Raw genomic sequence first — 21,044 nt, forward strand, 5'->3', positions numbered from 1 at the left:
CGACGAAAGGTGCACACTCGGCGGGAAGCGAGCGTGCACCTTTCGTCAGAACCTCAGTGCGCGAGAAGAACCTCAGTGCGCGAAGTGGCGCGCCCCGGTCAGGTACATCGTGACGCCTGCCTCGCGAGCGGCCTCGATCACCTCGTTGTCGCGAACCGAACCGCCCGGCTGCACGACCGCCTTGACGCCAGCGGTCGCGAGCACCTGGAAGCCGTCCGGGAACGGGAAGAACGCGTCGGAGGCGCCCACCGAACCGGCGACCCGGTCCCCCGCGCGCTGCACGGCCAGGTGCGCCGAGTCGACGCGGTTGACCTGACCCATGCCGACGCCGACCGAAGCGCCGTCGTGGGCGAGCAGGATCGCGTTCGACTTGACGGCGCGGCATGCGCGCCAAGCGAATTCGAGATCCTTCATGGTCGCGGCGTCGGCCGCGTCACCGGTGACCAGGGTCCAGTTGGCCGAGTCGTCGCCCTCGGCGTCGAGCACGTCCCGCTCCTGCAGCAGCGCGCCGCCGGAGATCGGACGCAGCTCCACGCCGGTCGCGTTCGGAACCGCGGCCTCGAGCACCCGCACGTTCTTCTTGCGGGCCAGCACCTCGACTGCACCGGGGGCGTAGGAGGGCGCGATCACGACCTCGGTGAAGATCTCGGCGACCTGCTCGGCCATCTCGACGGTCACCTCGCGGTTCGCGGCGATGACGCCACCGAACGCGCTGACCGGATCGCAGGCGTGCGCCTTGCGGTGCGCCTCGGCGATGTCCGCACCCACGGCGATGCCGCAGGGGTTGGCGTGCTTGATGATCGCGACCGCGGGCTCGGCGTGGTCGAAGGCGGCGCGCCACGCGGCGTCACCGTCGGTGTAGTTGTTGTACGACATCTCCTTGCCGTGCAACTGCTTCGCCTGTGCGAGTCCGGCGGGGGCAGCCGGGTCCTCGTACAGCGCCGCGGCCTGGTGCGGGTTCTCGCCGTAACGCAGGACCGCGGTGCGGTTCCAGCTCGCGCCTGCCCACTCGGGGAACTGCGAATCGGACTCGACGAGGGTCGAGGTCATCCAGCCGGCGACCGCGACGTCGTAGGACGCGGTGTGCTGGAACGCCTGCGCGGCAAGGGAAGTGCGCTCGGCCATGGTGAACCCGCCCGCCGAGATCGCGGCGAGCACGTCCTCGTACTTGCCCGGGTCCACGACGACCGCGACCGAAGGGTGGTTCTTGGCCGCGGCGCGCACCATCGACGGACCGCCGATGTCGATCTGCTCGACGCACTCGTCCGGGGTGGCGCCGGATGCGACGGTGGCGGTGAACGGGTACAGGTTCACGACCACCAGCTGGAACGCCTCGACGCCCAGCTCGACCAGCTGATCGAGGTGCTCGTCCTTGCGGGTGTCGGCGAGGATGCCGGCGTGCACGCGCGGGTGCAGGGTCTTGACGCGACCGTCGAGCGTCTCCGGGAAGCCGGTCAGGTCCTCGACCTTGGTGACCGGGATGCCGGCATCGGCGATCTTCGAGGCCGTTGAGCCGGTGGAGACCAGCTCGACCCCGGCCTGGTGCAGCCCGGTGGCCAGTTCCACGAGGCCGGTCTTGTCGTAGACGCTCACCAATGCGCGGCGCACAGCCTTACGTTCGGTCACTTCGGGATCACGGCCTTTCGTCCATCGGAAATAACACCTCGGGTGGCGACGGCGGCGAGAACCTCCGCCAGCAGTCGCCGTTCCACCGTTTTGATCCGCTCGTGCAGGCTCGACTCGTCGTCGGACTCGAGCACGGGCACGGGCTCCTGGGCCAGGATCGGTCCGGTGTCGACCCCGGCATCGACCAGGTGCACGGTCGAACCGGTGATCTTCACGCCGTAGGCCAGGGCATCGGGCACCGCGTGCGCGCCGGGGAACGAGGGCAGCAGGGCGGGATGGGTATTGATGATGCGGCCGCCGAAGCGGTCGAGGAACTCGGGGCCGAGGATCTTCATGAACCCGGCCGAGACGATGAGGTCCGGCTGGTGCGCATCCGTCGCCTTGGTCAGCGCCCGGTCCCATGCGGCCCTGTCGGCGTGGTCGCGCAGTCCCACCCGGAAGGCGGGGATGCCAGCGGCCTCCGCGTGCCCGGCAGCGTCGCAGTCGCGGTCGACCCCGACCGCGACGATGCGGGCGGGGTAGTCGTCGACGGCGGCCGCGATCAGCGACTGCAGCAGGCTCCCGGTACCGGAAGCGAGGACCACGACTCGGACCGGCTCGGTCGAGCCGGGGCGGAAGTACTCACGCGAGGCAGTCAGCGCTCTACTCCTGTGTGCGGGCCGGCGACCGGAGTGTGCCCCGGCCGGGAAGAATCCTAGTCGCTGCTGGTCCGGGTGCTGTCGGGCAGGTCTGCTTCGGCCGCATCGGACGTGACGTCCGCCACCTCGGCGTCCACCACCGCCTCGTCGATCTCGGCATCGACCGCGTCGGTGGACGCGACCACCGGATCGCTCGCGGCCGCGACCGGGTCGCCACCGGGGTCGACCACCTCGGCCTCGACCACCACCTCGCCCTCGATGTACGAGGCACCCGGCAGCTCCTTCACCGGTTCCGGCACCGGGCGGTCGAGCATTCGAGCGGCCAGTGTGTAGGTCCGCGGCGGATCGGGCTGTTCGGCGGGCTTCGACGGCTCCCGGACTGCACCCCCGCGCTTGGCCACGACCAGCGCGGTCAGCGAACCGAACACCGCGAACCAGGCGAAGGACAGCCCGGTGAACGTCACGAGGTCCACCCCGACCGTCCCGAAGGAACCGAGCTCCCCGCCCGCGGCGAACCCGAGCAGACCCAGCGCCAGGGCCGCCGCGGCGGCCGCGACCAGCACCTTGCGCACCGCCACCGCCGGACCGCCCGCGCGGTGCGCGCAGTCCCGTCCGAGCTGGATGCCGAGGACCGCGGGGATCAGCAACAGGGCCGGCCAGCCGCCACCGCTCGGCCCCGCGGGCACCGCCCCGAGCAGGGGCAGCGCAGGCAGCGGCCCGCCGACGACGGTGAACACGCTCAGCGACGCGTCGCCGAGGTGCGCGGTCGACCCGACCAGCATCGCCGCGCTGCCGACCGCGAGGTTCGGCAGATACAGGATCGAGAGCAGGGTGAGGCCGAGCGCGCCGCCGAAGCCGTCACCGGCCTCGAGCAGCTCGCCCACCTCGGCCCACGACGAGATCAGCGCCACCGCGGTCAGGGCCGCACCGGACGCCAGCAGCGCCAACCCGACCCGCAGCGCGGGCCTGGCGGACGCGCGCACCCACTCCGGTACGCCGAGCCGGGCACAGATCGGGCGCCACAGCTTGCTGCCCATCCCGATGCCCGCGCCGATCAGGTGCACGCCCAGCACCCAGCCGAAGGCGGCCAGCGCGTTGGGCGGGGCCAGCGCGATCACCGACGACGCGTCCTTGATCACGGCCAGCGCCAGCGCGGTGACCAGCAACGGACCGGCGAGCGCGGCGCCGAGTACCCAGAGTTGTTCGTGTCGCGGGGTCTGCTCTGTGACTGCGTGCGCGCAGCCGCGCGCGACCGACCAGATCATCAGGATGGTCGGGACCAACGGCAGCACGCCGAGCGAGGCGCCGCCGATGGTGAGCTGCACCTGGTGCACGGCCAGCCAGCTCGCCGCGATGGCGCCGCTTGTCCCGGTGAGATCGCTGTTCGCCGCGACCAGCGTCACGAGGATGCACGCGGCGATCAGCGCCAGCGCGACCAGCGCGGGCCGCAATGCCACCGCGAGCAGGGTGCGGATCTGCTCGGGGTTCGGCGTCGGCCTCGGTGCCGCCGGTGTCCGCCGTCTGCTCGGACGGCGGAGGGTGTCGCTGCTGCGCAAGGAACTCATCTCCTCGAGGGTGACATCTGTCTTGGGGACGGTCTGCCAGGCGCGCCGACAGGTCCGGACACGACGACGCCCCCCGGCTCACCGGGGGGCGTCGAGCGCGGGTGTCGCTAGTCCGCGTCCCGTTTCGGGGCCGATCCGAAGGCCTGGGTTGGGGCGGCGGTGCCTTCGTCCGTAGCCGCGGTCTCGGGCGACTGCGGTGCCGGGCCGGTGGCGGCATCCTGCGGACCGGACTGCTGCGGCTGGCCGTAGCCCTGCGGCGCCTGGCCGTAGCCCTGCTGCGGCGCGGGCGGTGCGTACGGGTTCGTCGGCTGCGCGTAGCCCTGCTGACCGTAGCCACCGGGATACGGCTGCGGCTGGCCGTAACCGGGCTGCGGCTGTCCGTAGCCGGGCTGCGCCTGCGGCTGGCCCTGCGGCTGCGGCTGACCGGGTGCCTGCGGCTGTCCGTAGCCCTGGGGCGCCTGGCCGTATGGCTGGCCGGGCGCCTGCTGCTGGCCGTACCCCTGCGGCGGCTGGCCGTAGCCCTGCGGGTAACCCTGGGGCGCGTAGCCGGCCGGCTTCGGGGCGGGCACCTTGAGCATGCCGAGCGAGAACAGCAGCACCGCCACCGCGACCGCGGCCTGGACGAACGCCAGGATCAGGCCGGTGATACCGCCGACGGCCAGCGAGACGCCCTCGGACAGGCTGAACATGAAGAACAACGCGATGAGGAATCCCACCACCGACGCGGCCGCCGCCGCGCCCTTGTACGGCTGCTCGGGCAGCAGCGACAGGCCGGCCAGCAGCCCACCGAAGAGCAGGAAGGCCAGCGCCAGGATCGGGTAGCCGGCCTCGAAGGAGCTCTGCGTCAGGGTCTCGTCACCGAAGGTGGTCACCTTCGCGAACGGGGCGAACCCCAGCAGGAAGTTGATGATGGCGAGCCCAAGGACGCCGAGGGTGAGCAGATAGGGCAGGCCCTTCGACCCGAGTCCCCCGGACGGCGGCTCGCCCGGACCGTAACCGGACCCCGCAGGCGTGAAAGTCATGACATCTCCTAGGGAGGGTCTGCATTGTGCGACTGGTCAATTCCTCAATGAACGCTAGCGCATTTCTCTGTGTGAACCCTGAGCCCGCGGCGCCCGCCCGTCGGACGAAAGAACGAGGGGCACCTTCCCGCGCGGTGAGCGCGGGCAGGTGCCCCTCGTTCGGTGAGACCGGAGCGGCGTCAGCCGCTCAGTTCACTCAGGCCTCGACGACCAGGCTCTGCAGGATCTCGCGCGCGAGAGCGGCGGTCTCGGACGGCGTCTTGCCGACCTTGACGCCTGCCGCCTCGAGGGCGTCCTTCTTGGCCTGCGCGGTGCCCGAGGAGCCGGAGACGATGGCGCCTGCGTGGCCCATGGTCTTGCCCTCGGGGGCGGTGAAGCCCGCGACGTAGCCGACGACCGGCTTGGTGACGTTGGCCTTGATGTAGTCGGCCGCACGCTCCTCGGCGTCGCCGCCGATCTCGCCGATCATCACGATGATCTTGGTCTCGGGGTCCTTCTCGAACGCCTCGATGGCGTCGATGTGAGTGGTGCCGATGACCGGGTCGCCGCCGATGCCGATGGCGGTCGAGAAGCCGTACTCACGGAGCTCGAACATCATCTGGTAGGTCAGGGTGCCGGACTTGGACACCAGGCCGACCGGGCCCTTGCCGGAGATGTTGGCCGGGGTGATGCCGACCAGCGCCTCCCCCGGAGTGATGATGCCGGGGCAGTTGGGGCCGATGATCCGGGTCTTGTTGCCCTTCTCGACGTTGTAGGCCCACGCGAACGCGGAGTCCTGCACCGGGATGCCCTCGGTGATGACCACGAGGAGCGGGATCTCCGCATCGATGGCCTCGACGATGGCGTCCTTGGAGAAGGCAGGGGGGACGAACGCGATGGAGACGTCCGCACCGGTCTTCTCCATGGCCTCGGCGACGGTCGCGTAGACCGGCAGCTCGACGGCGGAACCGTCGGCGGCGGTGTGCGAGACGGTGGTGCCGGCCTTGCGGGCGTTGACGCCGCCGACGACCTGGGTGCCCGCCTTGAGCATCAGGGCGGTGTGCTTGGTGCCCTCGCCGCCGGTGATGCCCTGGACGATGACCTTGGAGTCCTTGGTCAGGAAGATTGCCATTGTTCTAGTCCCTTTACTTCGCTGCGAAGGCGAGTTCGGCGGCCTTGTCGGCGGCCTCGTCCATGGTGGCGACGACGGTCACCAGCGGGTGGTTGGCCTCGGCGAGGATGCGACGACCCTCTTCGACGTTGTTGCCGTCCAGGCGCACGACGAGCGGCTTGTTGGCCTCGTCGCCCAGGGTCTGCAGGGCGCCGACGATGCCGTTGGCGACCGCGTCACAGGCGGTGATGCCGCCGAAGACGTTGACGAAGACGCTCTTGACCTGGGCGTCGTTCAGGATGACGTCGAGGCCGGCGGCCATGACGGCCGCCGAGGCGCCGCCACCGATGTCGAGGAAGTTGGCCGGCTTGACGTTGCCGTGCTTCTCCCCCGCGTACGCGACCACGTCGAGGGTGGACATGACCAGACCCGCGCCGTTGCCGATGATGCCGACGGAGCCGTCGAGCTTGACGTAGTTGAGGTCGTTCTCCTTGGCCTTGAGCTCGAGGGGATCGGTGGCGTCCCGGTCCTCGAAGGCCTCGTGGCCGGGCTGACGGAAGCCGGCGTTCTCGTCAAGGGTGACCTTGCCGTCGAGGGCCAGGATCTGGTCATCGGGGGTGCGCACGAGGGGGTTGACCTCGACGAGGAGCGCGTCCTCCTTGATGAAGACCTCCCAGAGCTTCTGGATGGTCACGGCCGCGGCGTCGAGTACCTCGGCCGGGAGCTTGCCCGCCTCGGCGATGCTGCGCGCGAACGCGAGGTCGACACCCTTGACGGCGTCCACCGGGATCTTCGCGAGGGCGTCGGGGTTCTCCTCGGCGGTGACCTCGATCTCGACGCCACCCTCGACCGAGCACATGGCCAGGTAGGTGCGGTTCGTGCGGTCGAGCAGGAAGGAGATGTAGTACTCCTCGGCGATGTCACTCGCCTCTGCGACCAGCAGCTTCTTGACGACGTGTCCCTTGATGTCGAGCCCGAGGATGGACTCGGCGTTCGCGACAGCCGCGTCGACGTCGGCGGAGTACTTCACGCCGCCGGCCTTGCCACGGCCTCCGACCTTGACCTGCGCCTTGATCATCACGGGCTTGCCGATTTCCTCGGCAATCTCACGTGCGCCGGCGACAGTGTCGGTAACACGTCCTGCCGACGTGGGCACGCCGTGCTTGGCGAAGAGTTCCTTCGCCTGGTATTCGAAGAGATCCATCTGCTCACCGTCTCGTCAGTGTTGACGCCCGCTCGAGGGGTAAGAGCGGGTCCGTCCCGGACTTTATCTAGTTGAATCAATCGTCTATCGACCGCATTGATGCTATGTGGCATATCTCACGGCACAAGGGGGCGTGAGCGTCAGCTCACCGGCGATTTCGACGAACCACCATGAAAGCGGTCACCGCCAGCAACGCCACCGCGACGAGCCCGCAGACCGCCCCCGCGCCCATCGCGGGCTCCGCCACCCGGGCGCGTGTCAACGGCCACCCCATCAGGTATACGGACATTCCGGTCACCGCGCCGATCATCAGGGACGCACCCCTTGCCGCTCTTGACCGCGCCGCGACGAGCACCGCCGCCGCGATCACGACCGCGAGGAGTGCGCGACCCCACAGGTCCCAGCCCCACGGCCACTGTGCGAACGAGTCCGGGCCGAAGTCGCGACCGCGATACAGCGGCAAACCGAGGGCGGCCACCGATACGAGCGCCGCGACCGAGCCGACGATCAGCACCGGCAGCTGGACAGGCACGTCGACCGAGGTGTCGATGCCGTCGCGCTCCGCCGACCCCGCGCAGAGCGCGAGGAGTCCGGTCGCGGCCGCCGCGACCGCGGACAGGGCGAGCAACGCCGCGCCGGGGCCGGGCCCGAACCCCGGCAGGTCGCCCGCGACCACCACCGCCTGCAGCGCCGCGGCGACCGCCATCACCTGAGCGGCCCACAGCACCCCGACCGCGGGGCGCACCAGGCCCGCGAACTCCGAGAGCAGCAGCCAGACGCAGGCGACCACCAGCACCACCCCCGCCAGCAGCACCACCCTGGTCGCCAGGATCCGCGGCTCCGGCACCCCGTCCGGAACCGACAGCACGGGAAGGAGCGCACCGACCGCGCCGAGCAGCCCGGCCACGATCCCGGCAACCGCGGTGGCGACGTGCCAGCGCCCGACCCGGGCCCGTTCGGCCGCGGCCGCCCTCGCGCGGGCGGCGGACTTGGTGGTGCTCGCTGCCGCGGGCGCCGCCGTGGCCGCGGCGGTGGACTGCGCCAGGAGTTGCGCCAGCCCGCGGCGCGCCCGGGCGGCCGCCGCGGCCGGGATCACGCAGCCGACCGCGATGAGCACCGCGCACGCCGCGATCGCCACCACCGAGCCGGGACCGACCGAGACACCGTCACCCGCCAGCAGGCCCGCGACCAGTCGCACGCCGACCAGACCGAGCGCCGCCACCGCGGCCCCGACGATGGCGCCCGCCGCACCGAGTGGCGAGATCGCGGCCAGTGCCGCGGCGACCACGATCAGCACCGCAACCCCGACCAGCCCCGCGCCCAACGACATCGGGGCCGCGGACTCGATGACGGCAGGCACCAGCAGCACCGGGTCGGTGGATCTCAGCGGCGGCGCGAAGAGCGCCGCGGCGAGGACCACCGCGGCCGCCACCGCGAGTACCGAGAGTCCGGCGCCGATCCGGCGGCCGACGCCCGCCCCGTCGTGATCCGGGTAGTCGGAGTGTCCGTAGCCGTCGGCGTTCGAGGCCCTCGCCGCCGCGACGAGTCCGAGCAACCCGGCCAGCACCACGAGGACGTGCCCCGCCAGGATCGCGTAGGCACCGGGACCCGCGCTGAGCGACGCGGCGGTCAGCGGACGGAACAGCTCGAGCCGGTTCGCGTTGATCGGGTCGTCGAGGAGCTGGAGGTCGAGCACCACCAGCCCGACCGAAACGCCGCCTGCGCCGGCCAGCACCGTCCCCGCGACGGCAGGCCTGCGGCCCACCAGTGCCAGCACGGCCAAGGCAGGCGCCAGGGCCGCGCAGACGAGGGCGGTGACGGCGGCAGCGGCGACGGCGGGCCCGGTCTCCTGGCGGATGACGCCGAGCACCGGGGCGACCGCCGTCGCGGCGACACCGAGCAGGGCGAGCACGACCGCCGCGATCGCGACCGGACCCGGGCCGCGGGACGGCTCGGGCGAGCCGAACCCGTCCTGGGCGTCGATGCGTTCGGGCTTGGCCCGAGAACTGGTTCTGAGATCGGGTGAGGGCGCCACGCGGTCAGACGCTAGTTGGTCATCGGCGTCGGTCTCGACCGAACTTCACAAGAATCCAGCTCGCCCCGTTACAGCCGCCTTCCGGCGTATTCCCAGGCCCGGCCGTAATCACCCTGTGATGCATCTCACATATCCCAACGAGTTGGCGCTAGGAGTTGCGGCGCTCGCAACCGTTTCGTTACCGTCGCTTGGGTCAAAGTCACAGACAGATCACGAACAGGAAGGCGGCAAGTGTCCAGGCATCGCGCACCCTTCCAATCCAGCCGCTTCGCCCCGCAGGAGCAGGCCACCGAGGCCGCAACGACGGTTTATTCGATTTCCGCAGGTCACGCCGTAGAGCCTCGCTACGAGGCCCCGGTTGAACCCAGTAGATCGAGCTTCGAATACGCAGGCGACAACGAGACCACGCAGACTTATTCGCATCGCGTGCCGGATCGTTACATCGGCTCCGCGAATCTCGGAACACCGCGCTCCACGAACTACCGCTCCGCCCCGCTGGACCAGCTCGACACCTCTTTCGATTCGGACCTCGCAGCTCCCGCTCGCCGCGGTGGAGCACACCGGATCCCCGCTCCCCCCACCGCCCTCAAAGGCCGCGCCGCAGTCATCGCGGTCGCAGCAGGCGCCGTCGTCGCCGCGGGCCAGGCCGGCCTGAGCGGCCCCAGCAGCACCGATACCGCCGAGCTCAATCTGGCCGCGGACGAGAGCTCCACGGGCACCGCCGCCACCGCCGAGCCGCAGGCCGCCCAGTTCGCCGCCGACACGGCCGCGAACACGGGCTCCCAGGCTCCGCAGGTCCTCAACATCGCAGCCCCGACGGACCTCAGCCAGTTCTCGAACCTGCTCGCCAAGGGCCAGCGGTTCAGCGAGGAGCGTGCCGCCCGCGAGGCCGCCGCCCGTCGCCCCCTCTTCGTACTGCCCGCCGTCGGCTCCTACACCTCCGGCTACGGCGCCCGGTGGGGCACACTGCACGCAGGCGTCGACATCGCGAACGCCATCGGCACCCCGATCTACGCGGTCGCCGACGGCGAGGTCATCGACTCCGGGCCCGCGCAGGGCTTCGGCATGTGGGTGCGACTGCGGCACGCCGACGGCACCGTCACCGTCTACGGCCACATCGACTCGTCCAACGTCTCGGTCGGCCAGAAGGTCATGGCGGGCGATCAGATCGCACGGATGGGCAACCGCGGCTTCTCCACCGGACCGCACCTGCACTTCGAGGTGCACCTGGGCGGCGAGAACAAGATCGATCCGCTCCCCTGGCTCGCGACCCGCGGCATCAGCCTCGGCGTCGAGCGCGACTAGGAACGACCCTCACCCCGGCATTCGTCCGGCGGAACGGCGCTGCCTGCATTAGCCTTCGGTGCGCCAGACTCCGTTGACGTCTACGTAGCAAGGGGTTCGCGTGAACTACACCCGAGGATCCGTCGCCGCCGCCGCTCTCACCGGCGCAGTCTCGCTCGCACTGGCGCCCACCGCAGCGGCCGCCACCTATCAGATCACCGCCATGCCACCGATCGGAACCGTGTACTCGGACAACCTGGTGACGCTCGCCATGGCCGTCAGCCCCGTCCCGGCAGGCGCGGACGCGACAACCCCGGTCCTGGTCCACATCACCGAACCGGACGGCGACGACCGGACCCTCACCGTCCCCCTGACCCTCGGCGGGGCGACCGTGGCCACCCGGGTCAACGAACCCGGACGGTACGTCGCGGTCTTCACCTTCGACGCGCCCGGCGGCGACCCGGCCACGACCACACTGCAGTTCGACGCCATCCCGTCGCCGTTGGGGAGTTCCTCCTAGCGCCGCTGTCCGCTCGGGGCTTGCCCCTTGGGACTAGAGCTTGACCATCGGGACGCCTCCGATGAGCATCAGGCGCACCTTGCCCGCGGAGCCGAAGTCGACGGTGACCGTCGCCGTCGGCCCGCTGCCCTTGGTCTCCAAAACCGTTCCGAGACCGTACTTGTCGTGGCTGACGCGATCGCCGACGGCGAGCACCAGATGGTTGTTGCGCGACCGGGCGGCACCGAAGCTCGGTGTGGCGTTGCCCGACCCGCCGTAACCCTGACCGCCGCCGAAGCCGCCGCCACCGCCGTAGCCCTGACCGCCGCGGGGACGCCCGCCCCCGATCGCGCCGCCTGCGCCGGTACCCGGATCCTCCCGCCGCCAGTGCAGCAGGTCGGACGGGATCTCCTGCAGGAATCGTGATTCCGGGTTGGTGATCGGCTGCCCCCACGCCGAGCGCATGATCGCGCGGGTGAGGTACAGCCGATGGCGGGCCCTGGTGATGCCGACGTAGGCCAGCCTGCGTTCCTCGGACAGCTCCGCGGGGTCGCCGAGCGCGCGCATGTGCGGAAACTGGCCGTCCTCCCAGCCGGTCACGAAGACCACCGGGAATTCGAGGCCCTTCGCGGTGTGCAGGGTCATCAGGGTCACCACGCCGTCGCCGTTGTCGGGCAGCTGGTCGGAATCGGCCACCAGCGAAACCCGTTCGAGGAACGCGGCGAGCGAGCCCGGGTCCGGCTCGCCCTCGGTGGGGTCGAGATCCCCGTCGGCCGCGGCCGCAAGCGCGCCCTCGAGGCTCTCGTCGATCTCCGTCTCCACGCCCGCGGCGTTGCGCGCGTCGGAGCTGAATTCCTGCGCCACGCTGACCAACTCGTTGAGGTTGTCCAGTCGCGCGCCGTCCTGCGGATCGCTGCTCGCCTCGAGCTCCGCCCGGTAGCGGGTCCGGTCGAGCACGGCCTCGACCACCTCGCCGATGTCGATCAGCCCGGTGTCGTCGGGCTGCAACGTCTCGCGGATGTCGTCCATCATCTCGAGGAACGCCGAGATCGCCTTCTGCGAGCGGGTGTTCAGCAGCGGCACCACGCCGTCCGCCGCGTCCCGCAGTGCCTGCGCGAAGCCGACGCCGCGCTGCTCCGAGTGCACGGCCACGCATGCCTCGGCCCGGTCGCCGATGCCGCGGCGCGGGGTGTTGAGGATCCGGCGCAGGCTGACCGTGTCGTCGGGGTTCTGCAGCACCCGCAGGTACGCGACCACGTCGCGAACCTCCTTGCGCTCGTAGAACCGGACGCCGCCGACCACCTTGTACGGCAGGCCGAGGCGGATGAAGATCTCCTCCAGCGCCCGGGACGAGTTGTTGGTGCGGTAGAACACCGCGACCTCACCGAACTTCGCGTCGCCCGCGTCCACCAGCTTGTCGATCTCGGAGGCGACGAAGTAGGCCTCGTCATGCTCGTTGTCGGCAACGTAGCCGGTGATCAGCTCGCCCTCGCCGGACTCGGTCCACAGCCGCTTCTCGCGCCTGCCCGTGTTGCGGGAGATCACCGCGTTCGCTGCCGACAGGATGTTCTGGGTGGATCGGTAGTTCTGTTCGAGCAGGATGGTCCTGGCGTCGGGGTAGTCGCGCTCGAACTCCTCGATGTTGCGGATGGTGGCGCCGCGGAACGCATAGATCGACTGGTCCGCGTCGCCGACCACGCACAGCTCGGCTGGCGGGACCAGGGACCCGTTGTCCGCGATCCCTCCGACCAGCTCGCGCACCAGCACGTACTGCGCATGGTTGGTGTCCTGGTACTCGTCGACCAGCACGTGCCGGAACCGGCGCCGGTAGTACTCGGCCACCTGCGGGAAGTTCTGCAGCAGCGCGACGGTCTCGCCGATCAGGTCGTCGAAGTCCATCGCGTTGGCCGCGCGCAGTCGAGCCTGGTAGTGGCCGTACACCTTCGCGACCAGCCGGACCAGCTCGTTCGGATCCTTGTCGGCGTCCGCCGCGGCCCGCTCCGGGTCGATCAGCTCGTTCTTGAGGTTCGAGATGTGCGTGGCCAGCAGCCGCGCGGAGTACCGCTTCGCGTCGATCTCCAGGTCCTTCGAGATCATCGTCAGCAGCCGGCGCGAATCGTCCGCGTCGTAGATGGTGAAGTTGGAGTTCAGTCCCGGCAGCAGCGCGGCCTGCATCCGCAGGATCCGCACGCAGCTCGAATGGAACGTCGAGACCCACATGTTGTTGGCCCTGGGCCCGACGAGGTGCGCCACGCGCTCGCGCATCTCCGCGGCGGCCTTGTTGGTGAACGTGATGGCAAGGACCTGACCGGGCGCGACGTCCCGCTCGGCGAGCAGGTACGCGATCCGACGGGTCAGCACCGCGGTCTTCCCCGAGCCCGCGCCCGCCACGATCAGCAGCGGCGAACCGGCGTGCACCACTGCCTCGCGCTGCTGCGGGTTGAGCCCCTCGAGGAGGGCCGCCGAAGGGGTGCGGGTACCCGCTTGAGCTGCTGCTGAGAAAGTGTTCATCGTCTGTCAACGCTACCGCCGCGCACCGACAGCGGCGCCCCCGGACCGGCCCGCGCCCCCGCCGATGGTCAGCCCCTCACACCCGTGGCAAACTGTGATTCCTGATCTGACACGAGGAGAAATACACATGGGCGGCTCAGTTCCATCGGATGCCACCGACCCCGACCTCCCCACCAGCGAGGCCGAGATCGAGGAGCTCCGACTGGAGATCGACCGACTGGACGCCGAGATCCTCGCCGCGATCAAGCGCCGCAGCGAGGTCTCCCAGATCATCGGCCGCACCAGGATGGCCTCCGGCGGCCCGCGCCTCGTGCACAGCCGCGAGATGAAGGTCCTCGAGCGCTTCAGCGACCTCGGCCAGGAGGGTCACACCCTGGCGATGCTGCTGCTGCGCCTCGGCCGCGGCCGGCTCGGCCAGTAGGACCCGGCCGGCTCTGCCGGTAGGACCCGAGCCCGCCGCTACTGCAGGGCGATGTACTTGGTCTCCAGGTACTCCTCGATGCCCTCGCTGCCGCCCTCGCGTCCGAACCCGGAGGACTTGACGCCCCCGAACGGCGCGGCGGCGTCGGAGATCACTCCCCTGTTCACGCCGACCATCCCGGTCTCGAGCGCCTCCGCCACCCGCAGCGCCCGATCCAGGCTCTGCGTGTAGATGTAGGCGGCCAGCCCGTATTCGGTGTCGTTGGCGGCGGCGATGCCCTCCTCCTCGGTGTCGAACCCGGCGATCGCGGCGACCGGACCGAACACCTCTTCGCGCAGGATTCGGGCCTCGACGGGCACGTCCGCCAGCACCGTCGCCGGGTAGAAGTAGCCGGGCCCGCCCGGCGCCTGACCGCCGAGTCGCACCTGCGCCCCCACCGCGATCGCGTCCCGCACCAGCTCGCTGACGGTGTCGAGCTGGGCGGGGTTGATCAGGGGTCCGAGCTTCGAATCCGGGTCCGTGCCCGGCCCGAGGGTCATCGACCGCATCCGCTCGGTCAGCCTGGCACTGAACTCCTCGCGGACGGAGTTCTGCACGTGGAACCGGTTCGCCGCGGTGCAGGCCTCGCCGCCGTTGCGCAGCTTGGCCAGCATCGCCCCGTCCACCGCGGCGTCCAGATCGGCGTCGTCGAACACGACGAAGGGCGCGTTCCCGCCGAGCTCCATCGAGGTGCGCAGCAGCCCCTTCGCGGACTGCTCGATCAGCTTGCGCCCGACTCCGGTGGACCCGGTGAAGGTGAGCTTGCGCAGCCGCGGATCGTCGATCAGCGGCCCGGTCAGCGCGCCCGCGTTCGAGGTCGGCAGCACCGACAGCACGCCGTCGGGCAGCCCGGCGTCGGCGATGAGCTGTCCGAGCAACAGCATGGTCAGCGGCGTCTCGGCGGCGGGCTTGACGATCATCGTGCAGCCTGCGGCGAGGGCGGGCCCGATCTTGCGGGTCCCCATCGCCAGCGGGAAGTTCCACGGGGTGATCGCCAGGCACGGCCCGACCGGGGCCTTGCCTACCAGGATCCGGCCGGTGCCCGCGGGCGCGTGGGTGTAGCGGCCGGCGATCCGCACCGCCTCCTCGCTGAACCAACGGAAGAATTCGGCGCCGTAGGCCACCTCGCCCTTGCTCTCGGCCAGCACCTTACCCATCTCCAGCGTCATCAACAGGGCGAAGTCGTCGGCGCGGGCGGTGATCGCCTCGAACACGGCCCGCAGGATCTCGCCGCGCTTGCGCGCCGGGGTGGCCGCCCACTCGCGCTGGGCGGCCGCCGCCGCGTCGAGAGCAAGCAGGCCGTCGGCTGGGCTGGCGTCCGCAACCTCGGTGAGGGGCTCGCCGGTCGCGGGGTTGACCACCGTGAACGTCGCGCCGCCGGCCGCGTCCACCTGTTTGCCGCCGATCCAGAGCTTCGTGGGAATCGACTCGATCAGAGTTCGCTCGTCCATGGCTCCATACTGCCCGCCCGCGCGACTATTGGAAGGCCCCGTCGAGTGTGCAGATCCCGTTGCGTCGGCCGAGTGGTCCCGACTGTAGGTGCACACTCGGCGAACCGCCGGACACGATCGATCAAGGAGCACCCGCACCGGGAAGCGCTGAGCGCCGCAGGTTCTCCCCCACTAGTCTCGACGTATGAGTCTCGACATCACCGCCACGGCCGCCTGGCAGGAGCTTCGCGCGCACCACGACGAGGTCGGGACGCGACACCTGCGCGAGATCTTCGTCGAGGACCCCAAGCGCGGCAGCGAGCTCACGGTGACGGCAGGCGATCTCTACATCGACTACAGCAAGCACCGCGTCGAACGCGAGACCCTGCGATTGCTGATCGAACTGGCCCGCGCGGCCGGGGTCGAGGAGCGTCGGGACGCGATGTTCCGGGGCGAGCACATCAACACCTCCGAGGACCGCGCCGTACTGCACACGGCACTGCGACTACCCGCCGACGCTGCCCTTGTGGTCGACGGCCAGGACGTGGTCGCCGACGTCCACGAGGTGCTCGAACGGATGGGGCGCTTCACCGATCGGCTGCGCTCGGGCGACTGGCGTGGCGCCACCGGCGAACGCATCACGACCGTGGTCAACATCGGCATCGGCGGATCCGATCTGGGTCCGGTGATGGCGTACCGGGCGCTGCGGCACTACGCGGACGCCGGCATCGCGGCCCGGTTCGTCTCCAACATCGATCCCGCCGATCTGGTGAGCAAGCTGGCCGGTCTCGACCCGGCGACCACGCTGTTCATCGTCGCCTCGAAGACCTTCTCCACCCTCGAGACCCTCACCAACGCAACGGCGGCCAGGCGCTGGCTCACCGCGGCGCTCGGCGAGGACGCCGTCGCCAAGCATTTCGTCGCCGTGTCCACCCACGCCGAGCGGGTGTCCGAGTTCGGCATCGACACCGACAACATGTTCGGCTTCTGGGACTGGGTCGGCGGACGCTATTCCGTGGACTCGGCCATCGGGCTGTCGCTGATGTGTGTGATCGGCAAGGAAGGATTCGGCGAGTTCCTCGAGGGCTTCCACACCATCGACCGGCATTTCGCGACCGCCCCGCTCGAGAGCAACGCGCCGGTGCTACTCGGCCTCATCGGACTCTGGTACTCGAGCTTCTTCGACTCGGATTCACGTGCGGTGCTGCCCTACTCGAACGATCTCGGCCGGTTCGCGGCCTACCTGCAGCAGCTCACCATGGAGTCGAACGGCAAGTCGGTGCGCGCCGACGGGTCCCCCGTGACCACCCCGACCGGGGAGATCTTCTGGGGCGAGCCGGGCACCAACGGCCAGCACGCCTTCTACCAGTTGCTGCACCAGGGCACGAGGCTCTCCCCCGCCGACTTCATCGGATTCGCCGAGCCAACCGATGATCTGCCGACGCTCGACGGCACCGGCAGCATGCACGACATCCTGATGAGCAATCTGTTCGCGCAGACCAAGGTCCTGGCGTTCGGAAAGACCGCGGAGGAGATCGCGGCGGAGGGCACCGCACCGGAACTGGTGCCGCACAAGGTGATGCCCGGCAACCGGCCGTCGACGACGATCCTCGCGCCCCGGATCACCCCCTCGGCGCTCGGCCAGCTGATCGCACTGTACGAGCACCAGGTCTTCGTCGAGGGTGTCGTGTTCGGCATCGATTCCTTCGACCAGTGGGGCGTCGAACTGGGCAAGACCCAGGCACTCGAACTCGGCCCGATCCTCACCAACCCCGAAGCCCCTGCGGAGCAAGCCGATTCGTCCACCGACACCCTGGTGCGGTGGTACCGCAGCAGGAGGGGACGCGCGGTCTGAGTTCCCCCGCGCTCGCCTAGGCGACGTGACCGTGGGGCAGCAGGTGCGTCCATGCGTCGGTGATGCGCACCGTGCCCCGTCGGTACGCGACGCGGGCGGCGAGTTCGTTCTCGTCGAGCCAGCGCAGCGCGGCCACTCCCCGGCTCACGGCGGCGGCGGCCGCCGCATAGGCCCAGAGACTGTCCTCGGTGATCACCGTGACACCGTCCAGTCCGCCGTCGGCGTCCCACTCCGCGAGGACCGCGGAACGTGCTGAGGACAGCGCCTTCCCGGTGAGCACCTCGATCGGCGCGCCTGCCCCGATCTCCACCTGCCATCCCCCGATCGGGCAGTGCCCTGCGGTCGAGATGGTGTCACCGATCCGGACCAGGACTCCGCACTCGAGTGTGCCCGCGGCGGTTTGGGCAACCCGATCCGCGATGCCCGCCTTCGCGGTGTCGGTGAGGTCGAGGTAGACCCCGAACGGGGCGAAAACCGTGTCACCGTCCAGTCGAATGTCCTCGAACGTGCTCTCGGGATGAATGGGAGGCACCCGGCACGGGTCCGCCGCGTCGCGGGAGAGCGGATCGACGGCGCCACCGGTCATCCGGGCCGCCCACAGCGCCGCCCGGATCAGTGCGGTGAGGCGTCGGCTGATCTTGACCGGCATGCCCTGGGAGAGGTTGACGGCATGGATCTCGGCATCGCCACGGGTGAGGTCGCAGGCCGCGCGGACCTCATCGAGCGTGGCCGCGGCGATGTCGGCCGCAGCGCCGAGCGCGGCCCCCTCGGTCACCTGGATTTCCACCTCACTACCCCAGGTGTGCCACTGCATGCTCGGAACCATGATGGTGCTCCACGGATGGGCCGCCGATGTGGCGGGTCTGCTGAAACCAGTATGCGCCAGGTTTCTGAGCTGGGACTGAGCGATTTTTCCTGCCGCCGCGATCGAATTGGCCCAAGTCCTGGATTTGCATGCGACTCGCGGTTACAGTTACCTGAACATCGAGACACCGCGGCCGGAACGCCGCACCGAAGAGACGATGCCGTGCGCGATCGCCTCAGCAACGACAGCGACAGCGGGAGTAGCCATGACACTGACGACAGCGACCGATCGATCCGATCAGGCCCGGTACGACGAGTCCCTGACGATGCTGTCGGAAGCCTCGGTGCACAAGCACTTCGATCCCTTCGAGGACATCGACTGGGATTCCCCCGAGTTCGCGGTGATCCCGAACGATCCCCGGTGGGTCCTCCAGAAGGAGAGCGACCCCCTCGGCAGCCATCCGTGGTACCAGGCGCTGCCCCTGGAGAAGCAGATCGAGATCGGCATGTGGCGGCAGGCCAATGTCGCCAAGGTCGGCCTGCAGTTCGAGAACATCCTGATCCGCGGGATGATGCAGTACGTGTTCTCGCTGGAGAACGGCTCCCCCGAGGCCCGCTACTGCACCCACGAGACCATCGAGGAGTGCAACCACACCCTGATGTTCCAGGAGATGGTCAACCGGATCGGCAAGGACACCCCCGGCATGGGGCCGCTGATGCGCTTCGTCTCGCCGTTCCTCCCGCTGGCCGGTTCGACGCTGCCGGTGATCTTCTTCATGGGCGTCCTCGCGGGCGAGGAGCCGATCGACCACATCCAGAAGGCCGTGCTGCGCGAGGACGGCGTCATCCACCCGATCATGAAGGGTGTCATGGCGATTCATGTCGCCGAGGAGGCCAGGCACATCTCCTTCGCGCACCAGTTCCTGCGTCGGCGCGTCCCGAAGATGTCGAAGGTGGGGCGGTTCTTCGCCTCGCTCGCGATGCCGATCATCATGCGCATCCTGTGCGACGTCATCGTCATCCCGCCGAAGCAGTTCTGGCGCGAGTTCGACATCCCGAAGCAGGTCAAGAAGGACCTGTTCTGGGGCACCCCCGAGGCGCGCCAGACCCTGCGTGACTACTTCGCGGACGTGCGGATGCTGGCCACCGACAGCGGGCTGATGAATCCCGCGTCGCGCCTGGTCTGGAAGGGCCTGAAGATCGACGGCAAGAGCTCGCGCTACCGCAGCGAGCCGGTCCGCAGCGCCGCCTGACCAGACCCCCAGATCGGAAGCTGTTTCGCGATGCCCCATGTCGTCACCCAATCCTGCTGCAGCGACGCGTCCTGCGTGTACGCCTGCCCCGTCAACTGCATCCACCCGACACCGGACGAGCCCGACTTCCTGACCGCGGAGATGCTGCACATCGACCCGGCCTCGTGCGTCGACTGCGGTGCCTGCATCTCCGCGTGCCCGGTGGACGCGATCGTCCCGCACTCGAAGCTCACGGAGTCCCAGCAGCCGTTCCTGACGATCAACGCGGACTTCTACAAGGAGCCGCGCCCCCGGCCGGTGCTTGCGCCCGTGGTGCCCGCGCCGGAGGTCCGCCGCGACCGGGGCCCGCTGCGGGTGGCGATCGTCGGGGCGGGCCCGGCCGCGATGTACGCCGCCGACGAGCTGCTCACCCAGCCCGGGGTGCACGTCAACGTCTTCGACCGACTTCCTGTGCCGCACGGCCTGGTCCGCGCGGGTGTCGCACCCGATCACCAGAAGACCAAGCAGGTCTCCCGGTTGTACGACAAGATCGCCGCCCAGCCGGGATTCGAGTACTTCCTGAACGTGGAGATCGGCGAACACCTGACCCACGACGAACTGCTCGCGCATCACCACGCCGTGATCTACGCGGTCGGCGCCTCGACCGACCGCGGCCTCGAGATCCCCGGCGAGGACCTCCCCGGCTCGACCTCCGCGACGAACCTGGTGGCCTGGTACAACGGCCATCCCGACCACGCCGACGATCGCTTCGACCTGTCCCACCGACGGGCCGTGATCATCGGAAACGGCAATGTCGCGCTCGATGTCGCGCGGATACTGACCGCGGACCCCGACCGCCTGGCCGCCACCGACATCGCCCCCACCGCCCTCGAGGCGCTGCGCGGCAGCCGGATCGAGGAGGTCGTGATCGTCGCGCGCCGCGGAATCGCCCAGTCCGCCTTCACGGTTCCCGAGTTCACCGGCCTTCTCGACGCCCCCGCCGCCGACGTGGTGGTCCGCCCCGACGAGATGGTGCTCGACCCGATCACCGAGCGCCTCGCCAGCGACGGCGAGCTCTCGCACGCAGTGGCGCAGAAGCTGGCGCTGCTCCGGTCCGCCCGCCGCGAGGGCGAGCCGGGTCAGGATCGGCGGCGGATCTCGCTGCGGTACCTGTTGTCCCCGACCGCGATCAGCGGCGACGACCGGGTCACCGGCGTCGAGTTCGCCCGCAACGCGCTGACCGTCGGGGAGGACGGCAGCGTGCGGGTCGAACCGACCGGCGAGACGGAACGACTCGAGGCCGGACTCCTCCTCACCTCGATCGGCTATCGCGGGGTGCCGATCGCGGGGGTGCCGTTCGATCATTCGGCCGGAGTGATCCCCAATACCGACGGACGTGTCCTCGACGGCCCGGGCGGATCCGTGCTCGCGGGCGCGTACGCCACCGGCTGGATCAAGCGCGGGCCGACCGGGTTCATCGGCACGAACAAGTCCTGCGCACAGGAGACCGTGACCCGGCTCGTCGACGATTTCAACTCGGGTCGGCTGCGCGAGCCCAGGTCGAACGCGACCGCGCTGAACCGACTGGTGCGGGAGCGGCAGTCTGCGGTGATCGACCGCGAGGGCTGGAAGCTGATCGACGAAGCCGAACGCAGCCGCGGCACCGAACGGGGCCGCATCCGCGAGAAGATCACCGACCAGGCCGAGCTCGCGCTCATCGCAGGGGCGGCGGGACGGGGCACCGAGACGTCCGTGCTCGGGCGGCTCCGTCGGCGCCGCTAGTCTCCGG

The 21,044-nt window shown here is 69.9% G+C and carries 16 protein-coding genes; 6 read left to right on the forward strand and 10 right to left on the reverse strand.

The features are described 5' to 3' along the window. Positions 1 to 72 precede the first annotated feature (72 nt). The 7 genes from purH to JOE46_RS12500 form a co-directional block, all read right to left on the reverse strand. Positions 73 to 1,626, reverse strand: coding sequence for a bifunctional phosphoribosylaminoimidazolecarboxamide formyltransferase/IMP cyclohydrolase (gene purH, locus JOE46_RS12470; protein ID WP_097213970.1), 1,554 nt, complete (start codon positions 1,624 to 1,626; stop codon positions 73 to 75). After that, entirely contained in the window at positions 1,623 to 2,264 is a 642-nt protein-coding gene (purN, locus tag JOE46_RS12475) for a phosphoribosylglycinamide formyltransferase (RefSeq protein ID WP_077042660.1), read from the reverse strand. Before purN ends, purH begins: the two co-directional genes overlap by 4 nt. A gap of 56 nt (positions 2,265 to 2,320) precedes the next feature. Further along, positions 2,321 to 3,829 (reverse strand): DUF6350 family protein, encoded by a 1,509-nt coding sequence (locus JOE46_RS12480; RefSeq protein ID WP_219912807.1) that lies wholly within the window; start codon positions 3,827 to 3,829, stop codon positions 2,321 to 2,323. A 107-nt stretch (positions 3,830 to 3,936) separates the two neighbouring features. Further along, complete coding sequence (locus tag JOE46_RS12485) at positions 3,937 to 4,851, reverse strand: DUF5336 domain-containing protein (RefSeq protein ID WP_097213969.1); 915 nt, start codon at positions 4,849 to 4,851, stop codon at positions 3,937 to 3,939. 196 nt (positions 4,852 to 5,047) lie between these two features. Beyond that, positions 5,048 to 5,962, reverse strand: coding sequence for a succinate--CoA ligase subunit alpha (sucD, locus tag JOE46_RS12490; protein ID WP_097213968.1), 915 nt, complete (start codon positions 5,960 to 5,962; stop codon positions 5,048 to 5,050). A gap of 13 nt (positions 5,963 to 5,975) precedes the next feature. Beyond that, positions 5,976 to 7,145, reverse strand: coding sequence for an ADP-forming succinate--CoA ligase subunit beta (gene sucC / locus JOE46_RS12495; protein WP_027500848.1), 1,170 nt, complete (start codon positions 7,143 to 7,145; stop codon positions 5,976 to 5,978). A 145-nt stretch (positions 7,146 to 7,290) separates the two neighbouring features. Then, the gene (locus JOE46_RS12500; RefSeq protein WP_307861285.1) at positions 7,291 to 9,180 is read right to left on the reverse strand and encodes a hypothetical protein; all 1,890 of its coding nucleotides are present in this window, start codon (positions 9,178 to 9,180) and stop codon (positions 7,291 to 7,293) included. 426 nt (positions 9,181 to 9,606) lie between these two features. Here JOE46_RS12500 and JOE46_RS12505 point away from each other — a divergent pair, with 426 nt between their 5' ends. Together JOE46_RS12505 and JOE46_RS12510 are read left to right on the forward strand one after the other, a co-directional pair. Next, positions 9,607 to 10,485 carry a M23 family metallopeptidase gene (locus tag JOE46_RS12505; RefSeq protein WP_097213967.1) on the forward strand — a complete coding sequence of 293 codons (879 nt, stop codon included), beginning with the start codon at positions 9,607 to 9,609 and terminating at the stop codon, positions 10,483 to 10,485. Between the two features lie 100 nt (positions 10,486 to 10,585). Further along, positions 10,586 to 10,984, forward strand: a complete 399-nt coding sequence (locus JOE46_RS12510; protein WP_209927407.1) for a hypothetical protein — start codon at positions 10,586 to 10,588, stop codon at positions 10,982 to 10,984. 33 nt (positions 10,985 to 11,017) lie between these two features. Here the strand turns inward: JOE46_RS12510 and pcrA are convergent, their stop codons facing one another. After that, positions 11,018 to 13,474: a DNA helicase PcrA gene (pcrA, locus tag JOE46_RS12515; RefSeq protein WP_097213965.1), complete on the reverse strand. Its 2,457-nt coding sequence runs from the start codon at positions 13,472 to 13,474 to the stop codon at positions 11,018 to 11,020. A 127-nt stretch (positions 13,475 to 13,601) separates the two neighbouring features. Between pcrA and JOE46_RS12520 the strand changes: the two genes are divergently transcribed. Beyond that, positions 13,602 to 13,895, forward strand: a complete 294-nt coding sequence (locus tag JOE46_RS12520; protein WP_077042663.1) for a chorismate mutase — start codon at positions 13,602 to 13,604, stop codon at positions 13,893 to 13,895. Between the two features lie 38 nt (positions 13,896 to 13,933). Here JOE46_RS12520 and JOE46_RS12525 read toward each other — a convergent pair whose 3' ends face one another. Next, positions 13,934 to 15,385 (reverse strand): NAD-dependent succinate-semialdehyde dehydrogenase, encoded by a 1,452-nt coding sequence (locus tag JOE46_RS12525; RefSeq protein ID WP_209927408.1) that lies wholly within the window; start codon positions 15,383 to 15,385, stop codon positions 13,934 to 13,936. A gap of 184 nt (positions 15,386 to 15,569) precedes the next feature. Here JOE46_RS12525 and pgi point away from each other — a divergent pair, with 184 nt between their 5' ends. Continuing rightward, a complete protein-coding gene (gene pgi, locus JOE46_RS12530; RefSeq protein ID WP_209927409.1) occupies positions 15,570 to 17,219 on the forward strand; it encodes a glucose-6-phosphate isomerase in 1,650 nt (549 codons plus the stop codon). 16 nt (positions 17,220 to 17,235) lie between these two features. Here the strand turns inward: pgi and JOE46_RS12535 are convergent, their stop codons facing one another. Continuing rightward, positions 17,236 to 18,045 carry an FAD:protein FMN transferase gene (locus tag JOE46_RS12535; RefSeq protein WP_209927415.1) on the reverse strand — a complete coding sequence of 270 codons (810 nt, stop codon included), beginning with the start codon at positions 18,043 to 18,045 and terminating at the stop codon, positions 17,236 to 17,238. Between the two features lie 244 nt (positions 18,046 to 18,289). On the opposite strand from JOE46_RS12535, the gene JOE46_RS12540 reads away from it, so the two are divergent. Continuing rightward, positions 18,290 to 19,276: a diiron oxygenase gene (locus tag JOE46_RS12540; protein ID WP_097213961.1), complete on the forward strand. Its 987-nt coding sequence runs from the start codon at positions 18,290 to 18,292 to the stop codon at positions 19,274 to 19,276. A 30-nt stretch (positions 19,277 to 19,306) separates the two neighbouring features. Continuing rightward, entirely contained in the window at positions 19,307 to 21,037 is a 1,731-nt protein-coding gene (locus JOE46_RS12545; protein ID WP_209927417.1) for an FAD-dependent oxidoreductase, read from the forward strand. The last annotated feature ends 7 nt before the right edge of the window (positions 21,038 to 21,044 follow it).

The organism is Rhodococcus sp. PvR099, from assembly GCF_017833315.1.
GTDB lineage: Bacteria > Actinomycetota > Actinomycetes > Mycobacteriales > Mycobacteriaceae > Rhodococcus_G > Rhodococcus_G oryzae.